Here is a 22069-nt window from a genome sequence, read left to right as displayed (position 1 = left end):
GAGGGGGCTTGCTCCCGAATGCTGTGGGTCAGTCAATACATGTGCTGACTTACACCGCTTTCGGGAGCAAGCCCCCTCCCACATTGACTCAGTAGACCCAACCGCCAACAACACGTAATCTACACCCCTCGCCCTCACCGGCGACCCTGGATCAGCAGACAGGGCAACACTGAGCTGGCAAACCTGAACCCATCATTCAGAGGAGCCGGCCAATGCCTGCGACCCGTATCTGGTTAAAAAACCCCCTCGCGATTTTCACTGCCAATGGCCTCGACGCCCGTGGTGGCCTGGTGCTGCAAGACGGTGTGATCACCGAAGTGCTGGGCTGGGGAAAAGAACCCGCCGTGCCGTGCGCACAAGTGTTCGACGCTCGCGAACATGTGATCCTGCCGGGGCTGATCAACACCCACCATCACTTCTACCAAACCCTGACCCGCGCCTGGGCGCCGGTGGTGAACCAGCCGCTCTTCCCGTGGCTGAAAACCCTGTACCCGGTCTGGGCACGCCTGACCCCGGAAAAACTCGCGCTGGCGTCCAAAGTCGCCTTGGCTGAATTGCTGCTGTCTGGCTGCACCACGGCGGCCGATCACCACTACCTGTTCCCTGACGGTCTCGAAAATGCCATCGATGTGCAAGTAGAAAGCGTGCGCGAACTGGGCATGCGCGCCATGCTCACCCGCGGTTCCATGAGCCTGGGCGAAGCCGATGGTGGCCTGCCGCCGCAGCAAACCGTGCAACAAGGCCAAGTGATCCTTGATGACAGCCAGCGCCTGATCCGCGAATACCACCAGCGCGGCGACGGCGCGCAAATCCAGATCGCCCTGGCGCCCTGCTCGCCGTTTTCGGTCACCCCGGAAATCATGCAAGCCAGCGCCGAACTGGCCAACAGCCTCGACGTGCGCCTGCACACGCACCTGGCCGAAACCCTTGATGAGGAAGACTTCTGCCTGCAGCGTTTCGGCCTGCGCACGGTGGACTACCTCGACAGTGTCGGCTGGCTCGGCCCACGCACCTGGCTGGCACACGGCATTCACTTCAACCCGGATGAGATCGCCCGCCTGGGCGCCGCCGGCACCGGTATCTGCCATTGCCCAAGCTCCAATATGCGCCTGGCTTCCGGCATCTGCCCGACCCTGGACCTGCTCGCCGCTGGCGCGCCGATTGGCCTGGGCGTCGACGGTTCAGCCTCCAACGATGCCTCGAACATGATCCTCGAAACGCGCCAGGCCCTGTACATCCAGCGCCTGCGTTACGGCGCGGAAAAGATCACCCCGGAAGGCGTGCTGGGCTGGGCCACCAAAGGCTCGGCGCAGTTGCTGGGACGCACGGATATCGGTGAGTTGGCCGTGGGCAAACAGGCTGACCTGGCGCTGTTCAAGCTCGATGAACTGCGTTTTTCCGGCAGCCATGATCCGATTTCGGCGCTGCTGCTGTGCGGCGCCGACCGCGCGGATCGGGTGATGATCGGCGGCAAATGGCGGGTGATCGATGGGCAGGTTGAAGGGCTGGACCTTAAAGGCTTGATTGCCGATCACAGCCAGGCGGCGCGGGAACTGATCAACCAGGTTTAACTGAGGAAACACTATCAAAATGTGGGAGCGGCGGTGCTTGAGTGCCGCTTACAACCCTAGCAACGACAACATGATAAAGGTCGCAAACAACACAAAGTGCGTCATCCCTTCGATGGCATTGGTTTCGCCATCATTGAGGTTGATCGCACTCACCACCAGCGTGATCAACACCATCACGGTTTGCACCGGCGTCATCGCCATCTGGAACGGCTGGCCGGTGTAAAGCGCCATGGCTTCCATCACCGGCACCGTCAGGATCACCGTCGACAACGACGCGCCCAGTGCGATGTTCACCACCGATTGCATGCGGTTAGCCAAGGCTGCACGCAACGCCGTGAGAATTTCCGGCGCGGCCGAAATCGCCGCCACCACAATCGCCGTGATCACCGGCGGTGCGCCCGTGCCTTCCAGGCCCAGGTCCAAAGTCTTGGACATCACCTCGGCCAGTGCACCGATCACAATCACGCCAAACACCAACGTACCGATGGAGAACGCCAGGTTGATCGGCGGCTCCTGCTGTTCTTCCGGCTGCTTCTTGCGACGTTTTTCCGGGTAGCTGTAGCTGAAGAAATAACTGTGCGGCCCCACCTGCATGCGCAGGAACAGCGTGTAGAGCAACACCATCGCGCCGATGGTGAAGGCCGAATAAATTTTCCAGTCGGCCTCGGGGATAAATTCCGGCACCACCATCGACACGCCCATGGCCGTGAGGATCATCACGCTGTAGCTGCGGGCCGAATCATCGTTGTAGGACTGCTCGCCATGCTTGATGCCGCCCATCAGCGCGGCCAGGCCGAGGATGCCGTTGATATCGAGCATCACCGCCGAGTAGATCGTGTCACGCACCAATGTCGGCGATGGCTCGTTGCTCATCATGATCGCCAGGATCACCACTTCCACCAGCACGGCGGCGAGGGTCAGGATCATGGTGCCGTAAGGGTCACCGACTTTTTCCGCCAGTTGCTCGGCGTGGTGGGCGACGCGCATCGACGCCATGACAATAAAAGCGATGAGCGCCATGCCGCCGAGCAGGGCGATCATCTGCCCGCTGTGGAGCATCCAGTGCTCCAACGGGTACGCGGCGATGGCGGCGATCAGCGCCAGCCACATGAATTTTTCTTGCTTGAGGGATGTGAGCATTCCGGGCCTTTTCGTGCAGCAAATCAGTCATTGATGGGGTACAGACTGCACCACTTCGCTAACGTTTCGTTACACCTTAGTTCAGATGGCCCTTGCGCGAATAAAACCAATACTCTCCTGCTGGTCAGGTTTTGCCGATTATTTCAGCCATGGCCTGTAGAATGCCGCCATTGCACCTGATGAGAATTTGAACATGTACGATTGGCTCAACGCCCTGCCCAAGGCTGAATTGCACCTGCACCTGGAAGGCTCGCTGGAGCCTGAGTTGCTGTTTGCCCTGGCTGAGCGCAACAAGATTGCACTGCCGTGGAATGATGTCGAAACCCTGCGCAAGGCCTACGCCTTCAACAACCTGCAAGAGTTTCTCGACCTGTATTACAAAGGCGCCGATGTGCTGCGCACCTCCCAGGATTTCTATGACCTGACCTGGGCTTACCTGCTGCGCTGCAAAGAACAGAACGTGATCCACACCGAGCCGTTCTTCGACCCGCAGACCCACACCGACCGTGGCGTGCCATTCGAAGTGGTGCTCAACGGCATCGCCGCCGCGCTCAAAGATGGCGAGCAGCAACTGGGCATCACCAGCGGTTTGATCCTGAGCTTCCTGCGCCACCTGAGCGAAGCCGAAGCCGAGAAAACCCTCGACCAGGCGCTGCCGTTCCGTGACGCGTTTGTGGCCGTCGGCCTGGACAGCTCGGAAATGGGCCACCCGCCGAGCAAGTTCCAGCGCGTGTTCGACCGCGCCCGCCATGAAGGCTTCCTTACCGTGGCCCACGCCGGCGAAGAAGGCCCGCCCGAATACATCTGGGAGGCCATCGACCTGCTGAAAATCCAGCGTATCGACCATGGCGTACGCGCCATCGAAGACGAACGCCTGATGCAGCGCATCATCGACGAGCAGATCCCGCTGACCGTGTGCCCACTGTCCAACACCAAGCTGTGTGTGTTCGACGACATGGCTCAACACAACATCCTCGACATGCTTGAGCGTGGCGTGAAGGTGACGGTGAACTCGGATGACCCGGCGTACTTCGGCGGCTATGTCACCGAGAACTTCCACGCGCTTTACACCTCGCTGGGCATGACCCAGGACCAGGCCAAACGCCTGGCGCAGAACAGTCTGGATGCACGGTTGGTGAAGCCTTAAACAACAACGGCTGACACGACAAAATCAATGTGGGAGCCGGGCTTGCCCGCTCCCACATTGACCTCTTCTGTCTCAAACACCCGCACTACATTCAAGAACGCGCGGCGCTCAGCAAACCAATCTCAAGAGCGCTGAGTAGCAACGGGGTGAGTTGAATCCGGCATCACTGCCTACTGATTTCGGCACCATGCTCGCCGTGGTCATGGGCAGGATCGGTACGCTGCTGGTAACCGCGACCGTATGCACTACCGATGCAAGATTAAGGCTCTTAGTGTTTCCACATCATCCAACCAGGCGGCGCCTAGACGTAGACGCCGCATTGGATTGTTTCAAAGAGCGCACCCCGACTATTGATCGAAGTAAATCTTCACCAGCGGTAAGAAAAAAACCAGAAAACCCATAACTATCGTGATCGCAACAGGTGAAATGCCGATTCTTCTTTTCAACGCCATCCAAATGATGAAGCCTCCCATAGCGATCATATATACGTAGGAAAATATGAACTTATAGGAGGAGAGGCCAGCAGTGCCCGGCAGCGCCATGAACACCACCAACCAGCCAAGTAGAGCGTAAAGCAGCATTCGATCGCCGCCAGGGCTGGATATCGTCATTTACCACTGTCCTGGAACGCGCTGTAAGTCCAGGCTGCCAAACCGGCTCCTACCATGGCGCCTCCAATTGCACCAATGACAACGCCCGGTATGCCACCGGGAGCCCCAAACCGTCCTCCGGCTGCTGCACCGGCCAAAGCACCGGCCACCGCTGAGTCGCCCCTGTCAGCACCTGAAACAGCACCAACCTCTACATCCGTTAACATTCTCATACGACTCCTAGATTATCGGCTGCAGGTACTGACTTAACCTGATAACCGAATCTTAACAGCGACACCGACAATGCCTTACCCTACGATTGCAGGGGGTGGAGCATTGTAGTTGACGCATGCGCCCCAACCTGGGCCGCGCTCAGGCCAAACTCGGTTTTAGCTCAACAAAATCGTCATCATCGCCAGGTCCATGGGCCCACCTAAAACGCGGCCAGACGGTTGATTTCCGTAAGCCCCTGGTCTGTCACCAGCAAGGCACGCGACTCGTTAACCGCGTTGATCCAGCCGCACTGCAAAAACAACTGCAACAACCCGGCGCCCAACGCACCACCCAGGTGCGGCTGCTGCTGGCTCCAGTCAAAACAGTCGCAGGCCAGCGGCGCAGACAGTGCCTGGGTAAAAATGCCCAGGGTCGCGAAGTGCTGCGCGCCGGTGACGGTCACGTCGGTACGCTGTTCGTAGCGGTCGATCCAGCCGGCGTCCAGCATGCGCTGATAAAGCCCCGCCGCCAGTTCACCGCCCAGGTGTCCCTGGCATAAACGCGCGCGCCGCAACGGCGGCGGCACCAATGACACCGGCAATGAAACCTGTGGCGTACTGCGTGCGGCGCAGTTCAAGGCGGTACAGGCCAATGCGTCGACAGCCGCACAGACATCGGCCGCCGCCACACGAAACAAGCGCTTGCCACGTTTGGCATCGCTGCGCAGCAAACCACTGCCGGTAAGGCGCGCCAGATGCGCATTGGCCGAGGCGGCGGACAGCCCGGCCAGTGTGGCCAACTCTTCTGAGGTTTTCTCTGAGCCGTCCATCAAGGACCAGAGCATGGCCGTGCGTTTGGGCTCAGCGAGCAAGCTGGCGATCTGACTGATGCAAGGTGCTTCTTCCATGTATTCACTCCTTGTAAATCATTTGTCTGCTGCGGTTGGAACCAAAGTATAGGGGCGCAAACCGCCCGTTCGGCGGCGGCTGGCAGCGCGAATAGGGACAGGATCTGAGTGAAATTTCCTGCTTTTGTGGAGGCTATTGCCCAGAGCTCAATAGCCCCGGTCTTTGCGCGGTCAAAGCCGCACAACGGGACACGAGCATTTCCCGCAGCAGATTGATCGGTTTACTCAACTGCGCACGGTGGGCACACAGCAGATTGAGCGGCGTGCGCTCGCCGCGCAGCTCCGGCAACACCAGGCGCAAACGCCCCGCCAGCACATCGGTGCTCACGTCCAGCCAGGACTTGTAGGCAATGCCGACACCCGCCACCGCCCAGCGGCGCACCACGTCGGCATCGTCACTGAAGCGATCACCGCTGACCGTCAGGCCGACCTCGCGCTTGCCGTCGTAAAACCCCCAGTGGTCGTGGACGCGGCTGCCCAGCATGTACAACAGGCAATTGTGTTGCGCCAACTGCTCAAGATGCCGGGGCTCGCCATGCCGTGCCAGGTAGCTGGGCGCGGCGCACAGCACACGAATATTGTCCGGGGCGATGGGCAGCGCGACCAGGCTGGAATCTTCAGGCTCGCCGTAGCGCAGGGCGATATCCACCGGCTGGCGGAACAAATCGGCGATGCGGTCGCCGAGCAGCAGGCGGATGTTCAATTGCGGGTACTCACGCTGAAACTCATCGAGCCACGGCAACAGTTGGTTGCGCCCGAAATCCGACGGCGCTGACAGTTGCAGCACGCCGCTGACATGGTCCTGGCCGCTGGCCAACAAGCGCCGCCCTTCGTCCAGCGAACTCAGCGCGGCGCGGGCATATTCCAAAAAGCCCTCGCCTTCGGCGGTCAGGCGCAAACTGCGGGTGGAGCGCGCCAGCAAGCGCGTGCCCAGTTGCTGTTCGATACGCTTGAGCGCCGCGCTCGCCACGGCAGGCGAGAGGTCCATGATGCGCGCGGCGGCCGACAAACTGCCGAGGTCCGCCGCCCGCACAAACAACTGCAAATCATCAAAACGCAGCATGTACCCTCGCCTATTATCAAAATTTTATTGAAACAGACTGCTGTTTTAGCCGCTTTTATCCATGCTGGAAATAGCTAATCATCTGCCCATCCCGTTCATCACGTGTCTGGAGTTGAATATGTCCGCTGCCTTTAACGTCATTGCCACGCTGATCGCCAAACCCGGCCAGCAGGCCACGCTGGAAACCCTGCTGCGCGGCCTGTTGGAACCGACTCGCCTGGAAGCCGGTTGCGAGCAGTACGACCTGCACCAGGATCTGCAACACCCAGAAACCTTCTACATGCTCGAACGCTGGAGCGACGACGCCGCGCTGGCCGACCACGACCAGAGCGCGCATATCCAGAGCTTTCGTGCCAAGGCTGCCGACGTGCTCGAACACTTCGAACTCAAACGCCTGAAATTTCTTGCCTGACCACTGCCCTTTTCCCGGAGCCATCATGAAAGCCATTGCCTACTACGCCTCACTGCCGATCACCGACGAAAACGCCCTGCAAGACATCCAACTGCCGGAGCCGGTCGCTGGCCCACGTGACCTGCTGGTGGAAGTCAAAGCCATCTCGGTCAACCCGGTGGACACCAAAGTGCGCCAGAACGTCGCCCCGGAAAACGGCGCCGCCAAGGTGCTGGGCTGGGACGTGGCTGGCGTGGTCAAGGCGGTCGGCAGCGAAGTGACGCTGTTCAAGGCCGGCGACAAGGTGTTCTACGCCGGTTCCCTGGTGCGCCCAGGTGGCAACAGCGAACTGCACACCGTGGATGAGCGCATCGTCGGTCATATGCCCAAGAGCCTGGGTTTTGCCGAAGCTGCCGCACTGCCACTGACCGCCATCACCGCCTGGGAGCTGCTGTTCGAGCGCCTGCAAGTGCGTGAAGGTAAAGAAGCTGAAGGCCAGAGCCTGCTGATCGTCGGCGCAGCCGGTGGTGTGGGTTCGATCCTGACCCAGCTGGCCAAGCAACTCACTGCGCTGACCGTGATCGGCACCGCCTCACGCCCGGAAACCCAGGAATGGGCCAAGGCGCTCGGTGCCGATGTGGTGATCGATCACAGCCAGCCACTGAGCGAAGCCCTGAAAAACGCCGGCCAGCCCCAAGTGACCCACGTCGCCAGCCTGACCCAGACCGACCTTCACCTGGACCAACTGGTCGAAGCCCTGCAGCCGCAAGGCAAGTTGGCGTTGATCGACGACCCCAAGGTGCTGGATGTGAGCAAACTCAAGCGCAAGAGCCTGTCGTTGCACTGGGAGTTCATGTACACGCGCTCGATGTTCGAGACGCCGGACATGATCGAACAGCACAACCTGCTTAACCGCGTGGCCGAACTGATCGACGCCGGCACCTTGAAAACCACGGTGGGCGAGCACTTCGGCGTGATCAATGCCGCCAACCTGCGCCGCGCCCATGCGCTGCTGGAAAGCGGCAAGGCCAAGGGCAAGATCGTACTGGAAGGGTTCTAAAAAACGTCTGTCAGCGTCGTCCATTATTCATGTGAGTAATGGACGACACCGCTAGTCAGAGAGTTGATCTTTGTCATATTTGTGAACGCATTCGGGTTTATATTGGCCGCCTTTGCCACGATTCTTTTACGTGAGGAAGTCAGCAATGAAGATCCTGATAAGAGCGTTAGCAAAATCCCCCGGCAACAAATGGCAGGTCAGCCTCGACGGCGACGCCTTCACCTTCCGCAGTGAGGCCGAGGCCCGCGCCTTTGCCGACACCCTGCAAGCCCGTATCCAGGCGCCCCACCGCATTCCCCTCAGCCAGCAACGCTCCGCCGCCGGCTGATCCGCACCTCAGACCTGCGCCTGCGCGGCCCTCGCCCGTTGCAGGCGCTGGGTCGACACCGCAATCGTCACCGCCAATACACCGCACAAGCTGATGACCATCGCCATCGGCATTGCCGTGCCGTCGTGCAATACGCCGACCAACGACGCCGCACCCGCCGCCACACCGAACTGAATGCAACCGAGCAACGCCGAGGCGCTGCCGGCCCGTGCGCCCTGCCCGGCCATGGCACACGCCGAGGTATTGGGCAAAATGCAGCCCAGGCTCGCGATGCAGATAAACAGCGGCACCAGTAATGGCCATAAAGCTTCGGTACGCAGCGCGGCAATGCCCAACAGCGTCAACGCGGCCGCCACGTAGACCCACACTGTGCGCGACAGCAGAAACGCCGGGCCACGTTTGGCCAGCAACCGCGCATTGAGTTGCGCCACCAGGATGAAGCCGGCGGCGTTGGAGCCAAATACCCAGCCGTAATGCTCGGCGGGCACGCCATAGAGTTTGATAAAAACGAACGGTGAACCGGCGATGTAAGCAAACATCCCGGCAATCGAGATACCGCCGGTGAGGGCGTAACCCAGATAAACCCGGTCCGACAATAAGCTGACATAGCGGCTCAGCGAGCCGGACAACGGTTGACGCGGCTTGTCGGCAGGCAAGGTTTCCGGCAACCCGACCGCCACAGCGATGGCAGCCATCACGCTGAAGATCGACAGCGCGAGAAAAATCGACTGCCAGCCCCACAGGCCGACCATCACCCCACCCGCCAACGGTGCGAGGATCGGCGCCAGGCCGGTCACCAGCATCAGCTGCGAATAGACCTTGGCCGAGCCCACGGCATCACATTTGTCGCTGACCACCGCCCGCGAAATCACCATGCCCGCGCAACCGCCAAGGGCCTGCACAAAACGCGCACCGATCAACCAATCCAGGGACGGCGCGTAGGCGCAGGCGAAAGACGCCAGGGTAAACAGGGTCACGCCGCTGAGCAGCGGCACGCGCCGGCCAAAACGGTCCGCCAGCGGCCCATAAATCAATTGGCCGATGGCCAGGCCGCCGAAATACACGGCGAGGGTCAGCTGGATATGTTTTTCGTCGGTGGCAAAGGCCGTGGCCATCGCCGGGAAGCCCGGCAGGTAGAAGTCGATCGCCAACGGCGCGAAGGCGCTCAAGGCGCCCAGAATCAGGATTATGCGGAGGTTCATCAGACACCCAAGTGAGTCGGCAGCCCGACAGTCTAGCCGCGCTTGGGTGTGATGAACATTACGATAGCTCGCTAACTATCGGAAATTTTACGCGAGCTTGGCGCTGTAGCCTTCTTCGGTGATCAGCGCGATGACTTGCTCGGCGGACAGCCGGCTTTCAACCCCGACTTCCTTGGCGGCCAGGTCGACCTTGACGCTCGCCGCCGGGTCCTGGCCTTGTACTGCTTGAGTGACCGCCCGAACACAATGGCCGCAGGTCATTCCTTCAACACTGAATACTTGCATGACATGACTCCTTTGATGAGGTTGGGGCCAGTCTCGACCTTGCCACGATGGTAAGGTCAAGCGCGCAAAATCGCGACCGGGCTGGTATTCCGGCGTTGCCTCGGCCAAGCTTCATGCATCTTGGATTTGAACCACGGAGCATTCGCCATGCGCTGGTCGTTTTTTAGCCTTATCGGCCTGTTGAGCTTGTCTGCCGCTGCGCCCATGGCGTACGCGGACCAAGACTATGCGGTGTTGATCATTTCCCGCGAGCGCCTGGAAGTGCCGACCAATTGCGAAATCGGCCTGTATATCCAGGACCAGTTGGCCGGGCGCCTGTTCCAGGAACAGGCCACCTCGTTCAACTTGCCGGCGGGCAATGTGTCGCTGCGCCTCAAGCTGCTGCCGGGTCAATCGCCAGGTTGCCTGCCGGGCATGCTCGCACCGCCTGCGCAGAACATCACGTTGAAGGCCGGAGACATACGCAAACTGCGTATCGCCCAAGGCCCGGACGGTATGTACCTTAAACCCGCCGCACTGGAGTATTAAAGGCGCTTGACCTTCCCCGCAGGTCAAGGTTGATGCTAGGGGCAACTTCTCTGGAGGACTGCCCCATGAATGGATCCACCACCTTTGACCTGCCCATCAGCGGCATGACCTGCGCCAGCTGCGCCGGGCGTGTCGAGCGCGCGCTGGGCAAGGTGCCCGGGGTGCAAAGCGTCAGCGTCAACCTGGCCAACGAACGTGCCCACGTCGAAGTACTCGGCCAGATGGACCCCGGCGTATTGATCGCCGCCGTCGACAAGGCCGGCTACACCGCCACCTTGCCGCAAAGCGAAACCGTCACCGACGCCAACCAGGCCCGGCGCCTGCACCGCGAGCGCTGGTCGTTGTTGTTGGCCATTGCGTTGGCGCTGCCATTGGTGCTGCCGATGCTGGTGGAGCCGTTCGGCCTGCACTGGATGCTCCCGGCCTGGGTGCAATTCGCCTTGGCCACTCCCGTGCAATTCATTTTTGGCGCGCGCTTCTATATCGCGGCCTGGAAAGCCGTGCGCGCCGGCGCCGGCAATATGGACTTGCTGGTGGCCATCGGCACCAGCGCCGGCTACGGCCTGAGCATTTATGAATGGCTCACCGCGCCCGTGGGCACTATGCCGCATCTGTATTTCGAAGCCTCAGCCGTAGTGATCGCCTTGGTGCTGCTGGGCAAATACCTCGAAAGCCGCGCCAAGCGTCAGACCGCCAGCGCCATCCGTGCCCTCGAAGCCCTGCGCCCGGAACGCGCGATTCGCGTGTTTGAAGGCCGTGAAGAAGACGTCGCCATCACCGCGTTGAAGCTCGACGACCTGGTGCTGGTCAAACCCGGCGAGCGCTTCCCGGTGGACGGCGAAGTGGTGGACGGCCAAAGCCATGCCGACGAGGCGTTGATCAGCGGCGAGAGCCTGCCCGTGCCGAAACAGCCGGGCGACAAGGTCACCGGCGGCGCCATCAATGGCGAAGGCCGTTTGCTGGTCCGTACCCAGGCGCTGGGCGCAGAAAGTGTGCTGGCGCGGATCATCCGTCTGGTGGAAGACGCCCAGGCCGCCAAAGCACCGATCCAGAAACTGGTGGATAAAGTCAGCCAGGTGTTTGTGCCCAGCGTGCTGGTGCTGGCGTTGATCACCTTGGTGGGCTGGTGGTTGTACGGCGCATCGCTGGAAACCGCGATCATCAATGCGGTCGCGGTGCTGGTGATCGCTTGCCCATGCGCCTTGGGCCTGGCCACGCCGACCGCAATCATGGCCGGCACCGGCGTCGCCGCACGCTACGGCATTCTGATCAAGGACGCCGAAGCGCTGGAACGCGCCCATGCCGTCAGCGCGGTGGTGTTCGACAAGACCGGCACGCTGACCTCCGGCGCGCCAAAAATTGCGCACTTGGCGGCGTTGGACGGCAATGAAAATCTATTGCTGCAACAGGCCGGCGCCTTGCAACGCGGCAGCGAGCATCCGTTGGCCAAGGCCGTGCTGGAGGCGTGTAAGGAAAAAGGCTTGGACGTGGCGAACGTGAGCGCCAGTCAGTCCCTGACCGGCCGTGGCATTGCCGGCACGCTCGATGGCCGGCAACTGGCCTTGGGCAACCGCCGCATGCTCGAAGAGAACGGCTTGAGCGCAGGTGACCTGGCCGAGTCCGCCAAAGCCTGGGAAGCCGAAGGTCGCACCTTGTCGTGGCTGATCGAGCAAGGCGCACACCCCCGTGTGTTGGGGCTGTTTGCGTTTGGCGACACCCTCAAGCCCGGCGCATTGGAAGCTGTGGAACAACTCAAATTCCAGCACATCAGCAGCCACTTGCTCACTGGCGATAATCGCGGCAGTGCCCGGGTGGTCGCTCTGGCGCTGGGCATCGAGGATGTACACGCCGAAGTGCTGCCCGCCGACAAGGCCGCCACGGTGGTCGAGTTGAAAAAAACTGGCATAGTTGCCATGGTCGGCGATGGCATCAACGATGCCCCGGCTCTGGCGGCTGCCGATATCGGTATCGCCATGGGCGGCGGCACCGATGTGGCCATGCACGCCGCCGGCATCACGCTGATGCGCGGCGACCCGCGCCTGGTGCCGGCCGCCCTGGAGATCAGCCGCAAGACCTACGCAAAAATCCGCCAGAACCTGTTCTGGGCCTTTGTGTATAACTTGATCGGCATTCCGCTGGCAGCCTTCGGCCTGCTCAACCCGGTATTGGCAGGTGCGGCTATGGCCTTGTCCAGCGTCAGCGTGGTGAGCAATGCGTTATTGTTGAAAACCTGGAAGCCCAAGGACTACGAGGATCAACGCCCATGAACATCGGCCAAGCCGCCCGCCAGAGCGGGCTGAGCGCCAAGATGATTCGCTACTACGAATCCATCGGCCTGCTCAAAGCCGCGCACCGCACCGACAGCGGCTACCGCGTGTATGGCAGCGATGATTTGCACACGCTGGCGTTTATCAAACGCTCGCGGGATCTGGGGTTTTCGTTGGAAGAGGTCGGCAAGCTGCTGACCTTATGGCAAGACCGCCAGCGGGCCAGCGCCGACGTAAAAGCCCTGGCACGCCAGCATATCGAGGAGTTGAACCAGAAGATTCTGGAGCTGGGCCAGTTGCGCGATACGTTGCAGGATCTGGTGGAACACTGCCAGGGCGATCATCGGCCGGATTGCCCGATTCTCAAGGAGTTGGCGTCTGGCGGCTGTTGCGCTTGATCAATGCTTATCAGGCACACTCAGAACTAAATGTGGGAGCGGGCTTGCTCGCGAATGCGGTGTATCAGCCAGTGAATCTGTTGACTGATACGCCGCATTCGCGAGCAAGCCCGCTCCCACATTAGATCTTCACCAAGCCGAAGAACCGTTGTCAGATCACTGCATCCAAGGCGGCGGCGGTTCTTCCGCGGTCTTACTCGGTGGCGCATCATCCGCCGCCCGAACCGCTTGCTTGCGCTCTTCATCCAGCCGCGCCGCTTCGATTTCGCGGATAACACCGCCCACGTCCGCCAGCTCTTCCGGCTCGTCAAACTCGCCGGTCAACACGCTGGCCGGGTGCAAAGTGCCGGCTTCGTACAGCGCCCACATTTCCTTGGCGTACTTGGTCTTCTTCAACTCCGGGGCAAAACGCCCGAAGTACGAAGCCATGTTGCCCACATCCCGCTCCAGCATGCTGAACGCGTGGTTGTTGCCCGCCGCATCCACTGCCTGGGGCAGGTCGATGATCACCGGGCCAGTTGGCGTGAGCAATACGTTGAACTCGGACAGGTCACCGTGCACCAGGCCGGTACACAGCATCAGCACGATCTGGGAAATCAGGAAGGCGTGGTATTCGCGCGCCTGGTCCGGCTCCAGCGTTACGTCGTTAAGACGCGGCGCTGCATCGCCGTACTCGTCGGCCACCAGTTCCATCAGCAGCACGCCTTCGAGGAAGTCGAACGGCTGAGGCACGCGAACGCCCGCACCGGCGAGGCGGAACAACGCCGCCACTTCGGCGTTCTGCCAAGCGTCTTCGGTTTCTTTCTTGCCGAACTTGGAGCCTTTGGCCATGGCCCGGGCCTGACGGCTGTTGCGGACCTTACGGCCTTCCTGGTATTCGGATGCCTGACGAAAACTTCGTTTATTCGCCTCCTTGTAAACCTTGGCGCAACGCAATTCATTGCCGCAGCGCACCACATAAACAGCTGCTTCTTTACCGCTCATGAGAGGGCGCAGCACTTCGTCGACCAGACCGTCTTCGATCAGGGGTTCAATGCGTTTAGGAGTCTTCATCAGCTTTTATTGTGGGTCCTTTATTACCAAATACGCGTATGGCACTCGTTATACGGCAATCGGCGCGCCGGTGGGAGGGGCTACCGACCTCTGACCACTCAAGAATGCACTCAATATGCCAATTTCATCGGCAATCAGCGTTCAATGATCGCCGTCACACCCTGACCACCGGCGGCGCAGATCGAAATCAGCCCTCGGCCTTTGCCCGCCGCGTCCAGCAATTTGGCCAGGTTGGCGACGATGCGCCCGCCTGTGGCGGCAAACGGGTGCCCGGCCGCCAATGAACTGCCTTTGACGTTGAGCCGGCTGCGGTCAATGGCGCCCAGCGGCGCATCCAGCCCCAGGCGGGTCTTGCAATATTCCGGGTCTTCCCAGGCCTTGAGCGTGCACAACACCTGGGCAGCAAAGGCTTCGTGAATCTCGTAGTAATCAAAATCCTGCAGCGTCAGGCCATTTCTCGCCAGCAAGCGCGGCACCGCATACACCGGCGCCATTAACAGGCCTTCGGCACCATTGACGAAATCCACCGCCGCCGCTTCGCCGTCGCGCAAATAGGCGAGGATCGGCAAGCCACGCTCCTTGGCCCAGGCTTCACTGCCCAACAGCACCAAGGAGGCGCCGTCGGTGAGTGGCGTGGAGTTACCGGCAGTGAGCGTGCCCTTTTCGCTGCGCTCAAACGCCGGTTTAAGGCTGGCGAGCTTTTCCAGGGTGAGGTCGGGGCGCAGGTTGTTGTCACGGGTGAGGCCCAGAAACGGCGTGAGCAAATCGTTGTGCCAGCCTTCGGCGTAGGACGCGGCCATTTTCTGATGGCTTTCCAACGCCAGTTGATCCTGCTCGGCGCGCGGGATCTGCCAGGTCTGCGCCATCAGCTCGCAATGCTGGCCCATGGACAGGCCGGTGCGTGGCTCGCCATTGCGTGGCAGCTCCGGCTTAAGGTGATGGGGACGAAGTTGTAACAGGACTTTTAATTTATCCGCCATGGACTTGCTGCGGTTGGCTTGCAGCAAGATTTTGCGCAGGCCTTCATTCACACCAATCGGCGCATCGGACGTGGTGTCGACGCCGCCGGCAATCCCACACTCGATCTGCCCCAGGGCAATCTTGTTGGCCACCAGCAACGCCGCTTCCAGCCCGGTGCCGCACGCCTGCTGAATGTCATAGGCCGGGGTTTGCGGCGACAGGCGCGAGCCGAGCACGCATTCGCGGGTGAGGTTGAAGTCGCGCGAATGCTTGAGCACCGCACCGGCCGCCACCTCACCGATGCGCAGGCCGTGCAGGTTGTAGCGCTCGATCAGGCCTTCGAGGGCAGCAGTGAGCATCGCCTGGTTACTCGCCGTGGCATACGGGCCATTGGAACGGGCGAAGGGGATGCGGTTACCGCCAATGATCGCTACACGGCGCAATTGAGTCATGGAAAGCTCCCTGAAGGTTGTGGGTCGAGTCTTTGAGACTAGCCTAGGCTCAATCGAATCAATCGAACGACTTTCACCTATCGATGGTCCACCGTTTGAACCCCAGCACTCGGAGAGCGTTCCATGTCTGACCGTTATATCGACTTCGCCAACTCAAGCCTCGGCCATCGCTTGGTCGCCGCCATTGGCCTGCCGTCACCGGTACGCCTGGAACGCTGGCAGGCCGGACGCCTGCGCCCGGTAGAGGGTGCACTGCTGCTGGGCGGCGGCGCGCTGGCCGCCAAAGTGCAGGAGTTTGCGCACAAACTGACCGACGCGATTTACACCTACGGCGCCGAGTCGTCGACCTGGATCCCGGGCCACGGCCCCAAGCTCAAGGCCGTGGTGTTCGACGCCAGTGACTTGCAGCACACAGACCAGCTCAAGCAACTGCGCGAATTCTTTCAGCCCTTGCTGAAAAATCTCGATCACAGCGCGCACGTGGTGATTCTGGGACGCGCGCCGGAAAGCCTCAGCGACCCGTTCGCCGCCAGCGCCCAACGTGCCCTGGAAGGTTTCAGCCGTTCACTGGCCAAAGAACTGCGCAGCGGCGGCGTGTTGCAACTGTTGTATGTGGGCGACGGTGCCGAGGATCAGCTGGAAGGCGCGCTGCGATTCTTCCTGTCACCGAAAAGTGCGTATATCTCCGGCCAGGTCATTCGCCTGCAAGCCTGCGCCACCCCGGTTGAAGACTGGACGCGCCCGCTGGCCGGGCGCAAGGCGCTGGTCACCGGCGCGGCTCGTGGTATCGGCGCATCCATTGCCGAAACCCTGGCGCGCGACGGCGCCGAGGTGATCGTGCTGGATGTGCCCCAGGCCAAGGCCGACCTCGAAGCCCTCGCCGCTCGATTAGGCGCGCGCACTGTGGTGCTGGATATATGCGCCGAAGACGCGGCCACACAGTTGATCGAACACCTGCCGGACGGCATCGATATCGTGGTGCATAACGCCGGCATCACCCGCGATAAAACCCTGGCCAACATGACCCCGGAATACTGGGACGCGGTATTGGCGGTCAACCTCAACGCGCCACAAGTGCTGACCAAAGCCCTGCTCGACAGCGGCACCCTGCACGACAACGGCCGCGTGGTGCTGCTGGCGTCCATCAGCGGGATTGCCGGCAATCGCGGGCAAACCAACTACGCCGCCAGCAAGGCCGGGCTGATTGGCCTGGCCCAGGCGTGGGCGCCGCTGCTGGGCGAGCGTGGTATCAGCATCAACGCGGTCGCGCCGGGGTTTATCGAAACCCAGATGACCGCGCACATTCCCTTCGCCCTGCGTGAAGCCGGACGGCGCATGAGTTCTTTGGGCCAGGGTGGTTTGCCGCAGGATGTGGCCGAAGCCGTCGCCTGGCTCGGGCAGCCGGGTTCCGGGGCCGTCAGCGGCCAGGCGCTGCGCGTGTGTGGGCAAAGCCTGCTGGGAGCGTGACTATGCAGTGGCAGACATTGGACAGCACCCCGTTTCTGTTGCCGCTGTATGGGCGGGCGGCGCTCAAGCGCAAGATCAGCGGCAGCACCTTGCCTGATGGCGGATTACGCTGCCATGTACGCGTGAACCCTGAGCACGTCGCAGCTTATCGCAAGGTCTGCGGGTTTGCCGACAGCCCGGTGCTGCCGGGCACTTACCCGCATATCCTGGCGTTCGGTTTGCAGATGCAGTTGCTCACAGACAAACATTTCCCCTTTCCGCTGCTGGGGCTGATTCACCTGAGCAATCGTATCCGCATCCATCGGCCATTGGGCGGCGTGAATAACCTGATCGTTGGCGTCTACGCGCACAATCTGCAGCCCCACGCCAAGGGGGCGACCTTTGACATTGTGACCACGGTCGAGGACGCGCTGGGGCTGTTGTGGGAAGCCGACAGCCGTATGTTGTGTCGAGGCGTGAAACTGGACGGCGAAGCGCAAGAGGCGCCTTTATCCATCTGCGGCACTGTCAGCGAAGTCGCGCGGTGGAAGGCGCCCGCCGATATCGGTCGCCAATATGCGCGGGTATCCGGCGACTACAACCCGATCCACCTGAGCGCGCTGACGGCCAAGCTGTTCGGCTTTCCCCAGGCGATTGCTCATGGGCTATGGAATACCGCCCGAACATTGGCCGCGCTGAATGAACATTTGCCTGCCGCCAATGTAGAAATAGAAGTCGAGTTCAAAAAACCGGTACGACTGCCCAGTGAAGTGATATTGCTCAGCAGTGCCGCAGGCTCGAGCGGAGAGTTGCAGTTGAAAGGCCCCGGCGATATTCAACATATGCTCGGTAAGTGGCGGCCCATCGCCTGAAAAATGCACATTAATTGTATATATACACCTTAAGTTATAGCGGACGCCCAGGCGTCCGCTTCTTTATTCAAACCATTGATTTTTAACATATATATATCTTGTTACACCCCTCGATTACACCCTTCGTATTAGTCATTAAGCCGACCACGGCCTGGTGTATATAAATCGTTAATACCAAGTTGAGCGTTGCGCGAAAGAGTGCCCGGGTCTGTGATGACAACACGGACAAACGTATCGCTATCCCTAGAAATAACGAGCGTTTGAAAACAACCAAGGTTGTACAGGTGCAAGGGAACTCAATCATGAAAACTCAAACTCAAGTAGTGCTTTGGAAAGCAAGTACCGCGCTGGCCCTGGTCATGGCGATGAGCCTCGGTGGCTGCAGCAGCGGTGGTGGCGGGCATCACAGCAGTGTGGCGGCCTCATCTCCTGATGCGGGTGCAGGCAGCGGCGCGGGTGGTGGAACCGGCGGTGGTACTGGCGGCGGTACAGATGGCGGAACCGGCGGTGGTACTGGCGGCGGTACAGATGGCGGAACCGGCGGTGGTACTGGCGGCGGCACGGATGGCGGAACCGGTGGTGGTACTGGCGGCGGCACAGGTGGCGGAACCGGTGGTGGCACTGGCGGCGGTACAGGTGGCGGAACCGGTGGTGGCACTGGTGGCGGAACCGGTGGTGGCACTGGCGGCGGCACAGGTGGCGGAACCGGCGGCGGCACTGGCGGCGGTACAGGTGGCGGAACCGGCGGCGGCACTGGCGGCGGCACCGGTGGTGGTACTGGCGGCGGCACAGGTTCGACCACTACACCTCTGGTTACCGGCCAGATTGCCGGCACCCTCGGCGGCACTGTCGGTAACGTAGGCGCAGCAGTCGGTGACCTCGGTTCGACCTTGAACAATGTGCCTATCGTCGGCACAACAGCCGGCGGCCTGGTGACGGCGACCGGCACTGCGGTCACCAGCATCGGCACTGGCGTCACCAGCGGCCTTGGTTCGCTGGGCACTAACAGCAACTCCCTGGGCATCACCGTCGCAGGTGTGGGCAATGGCGTTGCCGACCTGGGCGATGGCCTGTCGACCACTGGGAAATCGCTCTCGACCACCCTCGGCGGTGTGCCGGTAGTGGGCGGCTTGACCGGTGGCGTGGGTGGTGCGGTAGGCGGAGTTGTGGATAAAGTCGGCCAGGCTGTCACCATGCTCGGCGATACCGTCAGCACGGCCAGCACCACTGGCCCACTGGGCTCGTTGACTAACACAGTGGGTGGCAAAGTACTGGTGCCGGTGGTGTCGCTGGTGGAAAACACCACCGGCAACCTTGGCAAGGCAACCGGGCTGGGTGCTCCTGTTAATGGGCTGCTGGATAAAGTCGGCAGCACCGTCACTGGCCTGGGCACTCAAGTCGCCAGTGCTGGCGGCACCGGCAACCCTGTTACCACCATCGTCGGCAGCGCTTTGACTGGCGTCGGCGGCACACTGGATAAATCCGGCGGCTATGTCGCTCCAGCCAGCGGCGCCGCAGCGCCCGGTATACCGGAGTTGGTCGGCGGCCTGGTGGCCAACGTGGGTAACGGCCTGAATGTCGGCAACACCAACGGCACTGTGAGTGCGGCAGGTGTGACCGGTGGCGCATTGGGCAACACGGTCGCCTCGCTCGGCACCGTTATCGGCGGCACTGGCGTCGCCAACACCGCCGCCACCGCGCCGGTAGCAGGCTTGGCCACTAACGTCGGCGCGGCGCTCAACCCAGTAACGTCCGGTGTGGCTAGCCTGACCCAAAACGTCGGCACCACGACAGGCCTCGGCGCTCCCGTCAACGGCCTGGTGACCCAGGTCGGTGGGGCGGTGAGCGGTCTCGGCACTAACCTGACCGCCGCCAATGCCAACCCAGTCACCAACGCTGTAGGTAGCACCGTCACCGCAGTCGGCAACACCGTAGGCTCGGTAGGTGGTTTGGTCACAGGCGGCACCGGCGGTACCAGCAGCGGTGGCCTGCTCGGCGGCCTCACCGTCGGCGCTGGCGCCAGCACGTCGGCCAGCGGCAGCGCAAGCACAGGTACAAGCGGCGGTCTGGGCGGTTTACTGAATGGCCTTACCGGCAAAAAATAAATTGCACCTGGCCGATTAGACGGCCTCCCCTACAGCGCCTACGCTTGGTTGAGACGAGAGACCCTTATAAGTCTCTCGTCTTTTTTATGGGCCGGTCTTCTCAAAAAAACCCGCCCTCCCGAACCGCGTCCCAGAACCCGGCGGGTCCGAAGCGCTGCTGCAGTTTGACCATGGAGTGTCCTATGCGCGTAATGACGCCGTTGTTATTGCTCACCCTCAGTGCTTACGTTCAGGCCGAGCCCCTTCCCAGCTTCCTCAACAGCAACGACACCATCCGCAACCTGCCGGTGCCCAACCTCCCCGCCGACGCTTATCGACCGACCACACCCCAGACTCAGTTGCCGCAAGCGCCTGCCACCCAGAACCAGCCATTGCAGATGGACACCAAAGTCACTATCCGCAAGCTGCAAATCGAGGGCGGTACGATCTACCCGCTGGACGAAACGGCCAAGGCCTACGCACCGTTGATTGGCCGTGAGACCAACCTCGCGCAACTGATCGAAGCCACCCGCACGATCACGCGTCGCTACCAGCAGGACGGCTACCTGTTGTCCTACGCATTCCTGCCGCAACAGACCTTCGAAAACGGCCTGGTGCGCGTGGTATTGGTGGAGGGCTACATCAAGGATTACGAGCAAAGCGGCGACATCGGCTCAGTCTCGGCCTACGTCGATAAGCTCGCTAACAAACTGCTGGCCGAACGCCCGCTCACGCGCAAGACCTTCGAGCGCTATACCACGCTGATGGGGCGAATTCCCGGCGTAACCCTGCAGGCGCAAGTGCCGCCACCGGGCACCACCGATGGCGCCACGCACATGAAGATCGAAGCCTCGCGCAAACCCTTTACCACCAGCATGAGCCTGGTCGACAACAACCGAAACGGCACCCAAGCGTTGCTCACCGCCACCAGCAATTCCCAGACGTCCATGGGCGAGCAGCTTTACGTCAGCGGCCTGTTCCCGCCGGGTGACGACAAAGAACATTACTACCGCGTGGGCTACAGCCAGTTCATCAATGCCGAGGGCAGCCAGTTGATACTGGGCGCCGAGCGTTATCGCGCCGACCCCAGGAGCAATATCCAGCTGGACGGTGGCTTCGAGCTCAAGCCCCACCAGTCGATCGACCGCTACACCATCGGCCTCAGCCACCCGCTGATTGCCTCACCCAATGAGTCGCTGACCCTGGCCACACGCTTGTATGCGGTGGACCAGACCACGCGCTATCAACTGGTGGGCTACCCCAACCGATTCGACATCGAAAGCGACCTGCGCGCCCTTGCGTTCGAGGGTGACTGGCGCAAGTCCGACACTCGCCAGTTGCGTATCCTCAGCGCCGGGCTGTACCAAGGCATCAACGGCCTGGGTGCCAGAACCCACAGCGACCTGGGCACGGCAAAACCTGATCTGGACTTCTTCCGTCTGCGCCTCTCCGGCGTGCAGAGCGACAAGTTCTTCGACAACTGGCAAGGCGTGCTTTCGGGTGCGTTCTACTGGAGCGACGCCACCTTGCCCGACAGCGAGCGCGCCACCTTTGGCGGGCAGAACTTCGGCCGTGGCTACCCCGATGATCAGGCTTCGGGCGACAAGGGTTGGGGCGTGGCGTATGAGGTCAACTACAGCTTCAACCGTGCTGGCGACTGGGTGAAGATCCTGCAACCGTATGTGGTGCTTGACCGCGCCAAGACCTGGTTCAACGAACTGCCGGTCAAAGGCAACGACATGTCCTCGGCGGCCGTGGGCCTGCGCTTTGGTGATAACAAGTACTACAACATCGCCCTGGAAGCGGCCAAGCCGATGTCGGACATCGCCCTGGACAGCTTTAACCGGCGGCCGCGGTATACCTTGAGTTTCAGTTATCAGTTGTGAGGTGGGGGGTTGGTTGGGGGGTTGTGGGTACATATCCGTTGTTTGGGTAACGGCTACTTAGGGTTCCGCCCTGACGGCGGGTCACTTTTTGAAGGACCAAAAAGGTAACCAAAAAGTCCTCGCCCCAACACTCGGTGCCTCGCTGTGGCTCGGCATGCCCGCAATCCGACAGCGATTTGGGGGGCCGCCGCCACGCGCCATCCATGGCGCGGGGCGGCTAAACCGC

General features: G+C 61.3%; 20 protein-coding genes. 12 read left to right on the top strand and 8 right to left on the bottom strand.

The genetic code is table 11. The annotated features are described in order from the left end of the window. The first annotated feature begins 212 nt into the window (after nucleotides 1-212). Nucleotides 213-1571: an 8-oxoguanine deaminase gene (locus tag K0H48_RS28500; protein WP_219337592.1), complete on the top strand. Its 1359-nt coding sequence runs from the start codon at nucleotides 213-215 to the stop codon at nucleotides 1569-1571. 48 nt (nucleotides 1572-1619) lie between these two features. Here the strand turns inward: K0H48_RS28500 and K0H48_RS28495 are convergent, their stop codons facing one another. After that, nucleotides 1620-2711 carry a calcium:proton antiporter gene (locus K0H48_RS28495; RefSeq protein WP_219337591.1) on the bottom strand — a complete coding sequence of 364 codons (1092 nt, stop codon included), beginning with the start codon at nucleotides 2709-2711 and terminating at the stop codon, nucleotides 1620-1622. 193 nt (nucleotides 2712-2904) lie between these two features. On the opposite strand from K0H48_RS28495, the gene K0H48_RS28490 reads away from it, so the two are divergent. Beyond that, the gene (locus K0H48_RS28490; RefSeq protein WP_017134717.1) at nucleotides 2905-3858 is read left to right on the top strand and encodes an adenosine deaminase; all 954 of its coding nucleotides are present in this window, start codon (nucleotides 2905-2907) and stop codon (nucleotides 3856-3858) included. 347 nt (nucleotides 3859-4205) lie between these two features. Here K0H48_RS28490 and K0H48_RS28485 read toward each other — a convergent pair whose 3' ends face one another. The 3 genes from K0H48_RS28485 to K0H48_RS28475 form a co-directional block, all read right to left on the bottom strand. After that, nucleotides 4206-4469, bottom strand: a complete 264-nt coding sequence (locus tag K0H48_RS28485; RefSeq protein WP_219337590.1) for a hypothetical protein — start codon at nucleotides 4467-4469, stop codon at nucleotides 4206-4208. Nucleotides 4470-4881: 412 nt separating this feature from the next. Further along, complete coding sequence (locus K0H48_RS28480; protein WP_219337589.1) at nucleotides 4882-5568, bottom strand: helix-turn-helix transcriptional regulator; 687 nt, start codon at nucleotides 5566-5568, stop codon at nucleotides 4882-4884. Between the two features lie 133 nt (nucleotides 5569-5701). Then, complete coding sequence (locus tag K0H48_RS28475; RefSeq protein WP_219337588.1) at nucleotides 5702-6631, bottom strand: LysR family transcriptional regulator; 930 nt, start codon at nucleotides 6629-6631, stop codon at nucleotides 5702-5704. Nucleotides 6632-6749: 118 nt separating this feature from the next. Between K0H48_RS28475 and K0H48_RS28470 the strand changes: the two genes are divergently transcribed. The 3 genes from K0H48_RS28470 to K0H48_RS28460 all read left to right on the top strand — a co-directional run bounded on the left by K0H48_RS28470 (nucleotide 6750) and on the right by K0H48_RS28460 (nucleotide 8410). After that, entirely contained in the window at nucleotides 6750-7043 is a 294-nt protein-coding gene (locus K0H48_RS28470; RefSeq protein ID WP_219337587.1) for a putative quinol monooxygenase, read from the top strand. A gap of 25 nt (nucleotides 7044-7068) precedes the next feature. Continuing rightward, nucleotides 7069-8082 (top strand): zinc-binding alcohol dehydrogenase family protein, encoded by a 1014-nt coding sequence (locus K0H48_RS28465; protein WP_219337586.1) that lies wholly within the window; start codon nucleotides 7069-7071, stop codon nucleotides 8080-8082. Between the two features lie 145 nt (nucleotides 8083-8227). Then, nucleotides 8228-8410: a hypothetical protein gene (locus tag K0H48_RS28460; RefSeq protein WP_017134711.1), complete on the top strand. Its 183-nt coding sequence runs from the start codon at nucleotides 8228-8230 to the stop codon at nucleotides 8408-8410. An 8-nt stretch (nucleotides 8411-8418) separates the two neighbouring features. Here the strand turns inward: K0H48_RS28460 and K0H48_RS28455 are convergent, their stop codons facing one another. Beyond that, nucleotides 8419-9612 carry a multidrug effflux MFS transporter gene (locus K0H48_RS28455; protein ID WP_056860424.1) on the bottom strand — a complete coding sequence of 398 codons (1194 nt, stop codon included), beginning with the start codon at nucleotides 9610-9612 and terminating at the stop codon, nucleotides 8419-8421. Between the two features lie 87 nt (nucleotides 9613-9699). Beyond that, nucleotides 9700-9897, bottom strand: coding sequence for a heavy-metal-associated domain-containing protein (locus K0H48_RS28450; protein WP_219337585.1), 198 nt, complete (start codon nucleotides 9895-9897; stop codon nucleotides 9700-9702). Between the two features lie 147 nt (nucleotides 9898-10044). Here K0H48_RS28450 and K0H48_RS28445 point away from each other — a divergent pair, with 147 nt between their 5' ends. From K0H48_RS28445 to cueR, 3 genes are all read left to right on the top strand, one after another. Beyond that, nucleotides 10045-10425: a hypothetical protein gene (locus K0H48_RS28445; RefSeq protein ID WP_017134708.1), complete on the top strand. Its 381-nt coding sequence runs from the start codon at nucleotides 10045-10047 to the stop codon at nucleotides 10423-10425. Nucleotides 10426-10490: 65 nt separating this feature from the next. Continuing rightward, nucleotides 10491-12692, top strand: a complete 2202-nt coding sequence (locus K0H48_RS28440; protein ID WP_219337584.1) for a cation-translocating P-type ATPase — start codon at nucleotides 10491-10493, stop codon at nucleotides 12690-12692. After that, a complete protein-coding gene (cueR, locus tag K0H48_RS28435; protein WP_219337583.1) occupies nucleotides 12689-13090 on the top strand; it encodes a Cu(I)-responsive transcriptional regulator in 402 nt (133 codons plus the stop codon). Before K0H48_RS28440 ends, cueR begins: the two co-directional genes overlap by 4 nt. A 156-nt stretch (nucleotides 13091-13246) precedes the next feature. Here the strand turns inward: cueR and K0H48_RS28430 are convergent, their stop codons facing one another. Further along, nucleotides 13247-14143: a PA4780 family RIO1-like protein kinase gene (locus K0H48_RS28430; protein ID WP_017134705.1), complete on the bottom strand. Its 897-nt coding sequence runs from the start codon at nucleotides 14141-14143 to the stop codon at nucleotides 13247-13249. Nucleotides 14144-14277: 134 nt separating this feature from the next. After that, on the bottom strand, nucleotides 14278-15555 hold the full coding sequence (locus tag K0H48_RS28425; protein ID WP_138817007.1) for an acetyl-CoA C-acetyltransferase: 1278 nt from the start codon (nucleotides 15553-15555) through the stop codon (nucleotides 14278-14280). Between the two features lie 123 nt (nucleotides 15556-15678). Here K0H48_RS28425 and K0H48_RS28420 point away from each other — a divergent pair, with 123 nt between their 5' ends. From K0H48_RS28420 to K0H48_RS28400, 4 genes are all read left to right on the top strand, one after another. After that, nucleotides 15679-17022, top strand: coding sequence for a 3-oxoacyl-ACP reductase (locus tag K0H48_RS28420; RefSeq protein WP_219337582.1), 1344 nt, complete (start codon nucleotides 15679-15681; stop codon nucleotides 17020-17022). A 2-nt stretch (nucleotides 17023-17024) separates the two neighbouring features. Further along, nucleotides 17025-17873 (top strand): MaoC/PaaZ C-terminal domain-containing protein, encoded by an 849-nt coding sequence (locus K0H48_RS28415; protein WP_219337581.1) that lies wholly within the window; start codon nucleotides 17025-17027, stop codon nucleotides 17871-17873. 302 nt (nucleotides 17874-18175) lie between these two features. Next, a complete protein-coding gene (locus K0H48_RS28405) occupies nucleotides 18176-19978 on the top strand; it encodes a collagen-like triple helix repeat-containing protein (RefSeq protein WP_257627114.1) in 1803 nt (600 codons plus the stop codon). Between the two features lie 182 nt (nucleotides 19979-20160). Further along, the gene (locus K0H48_RS28400) at nucleotides 20161-21843 is read left to right on the top strand and encodes a ShlB/FhaC/HecB family hemolysin secretion/activation protein (RefSeq protein ID WP_219337580.1); all 1683 of its coding nucleotides are present in this window, start codon (nucleotides 20161-20163) and stop codon (nucleotides 21841-21843) included. Nucleotides 21844-22069 lie beyond the last annotated feature (226 nt).

Origin of the sequence: Pseudomonas sp. Xaverov 259 (assembly GCF_019352915.1) — a bacterium.
Lineage (GTDB): Bacteria > Pseudomonadota > Gammaproteobacteria > Pseudomonadales > Pseudomonadaceae > Aquipseudomonas.
The sequence above is the reverse complement of the archived record's forward strand: the minus strand, read 5'-3'. Positions and strand labels throughout refer to the sequence as shown.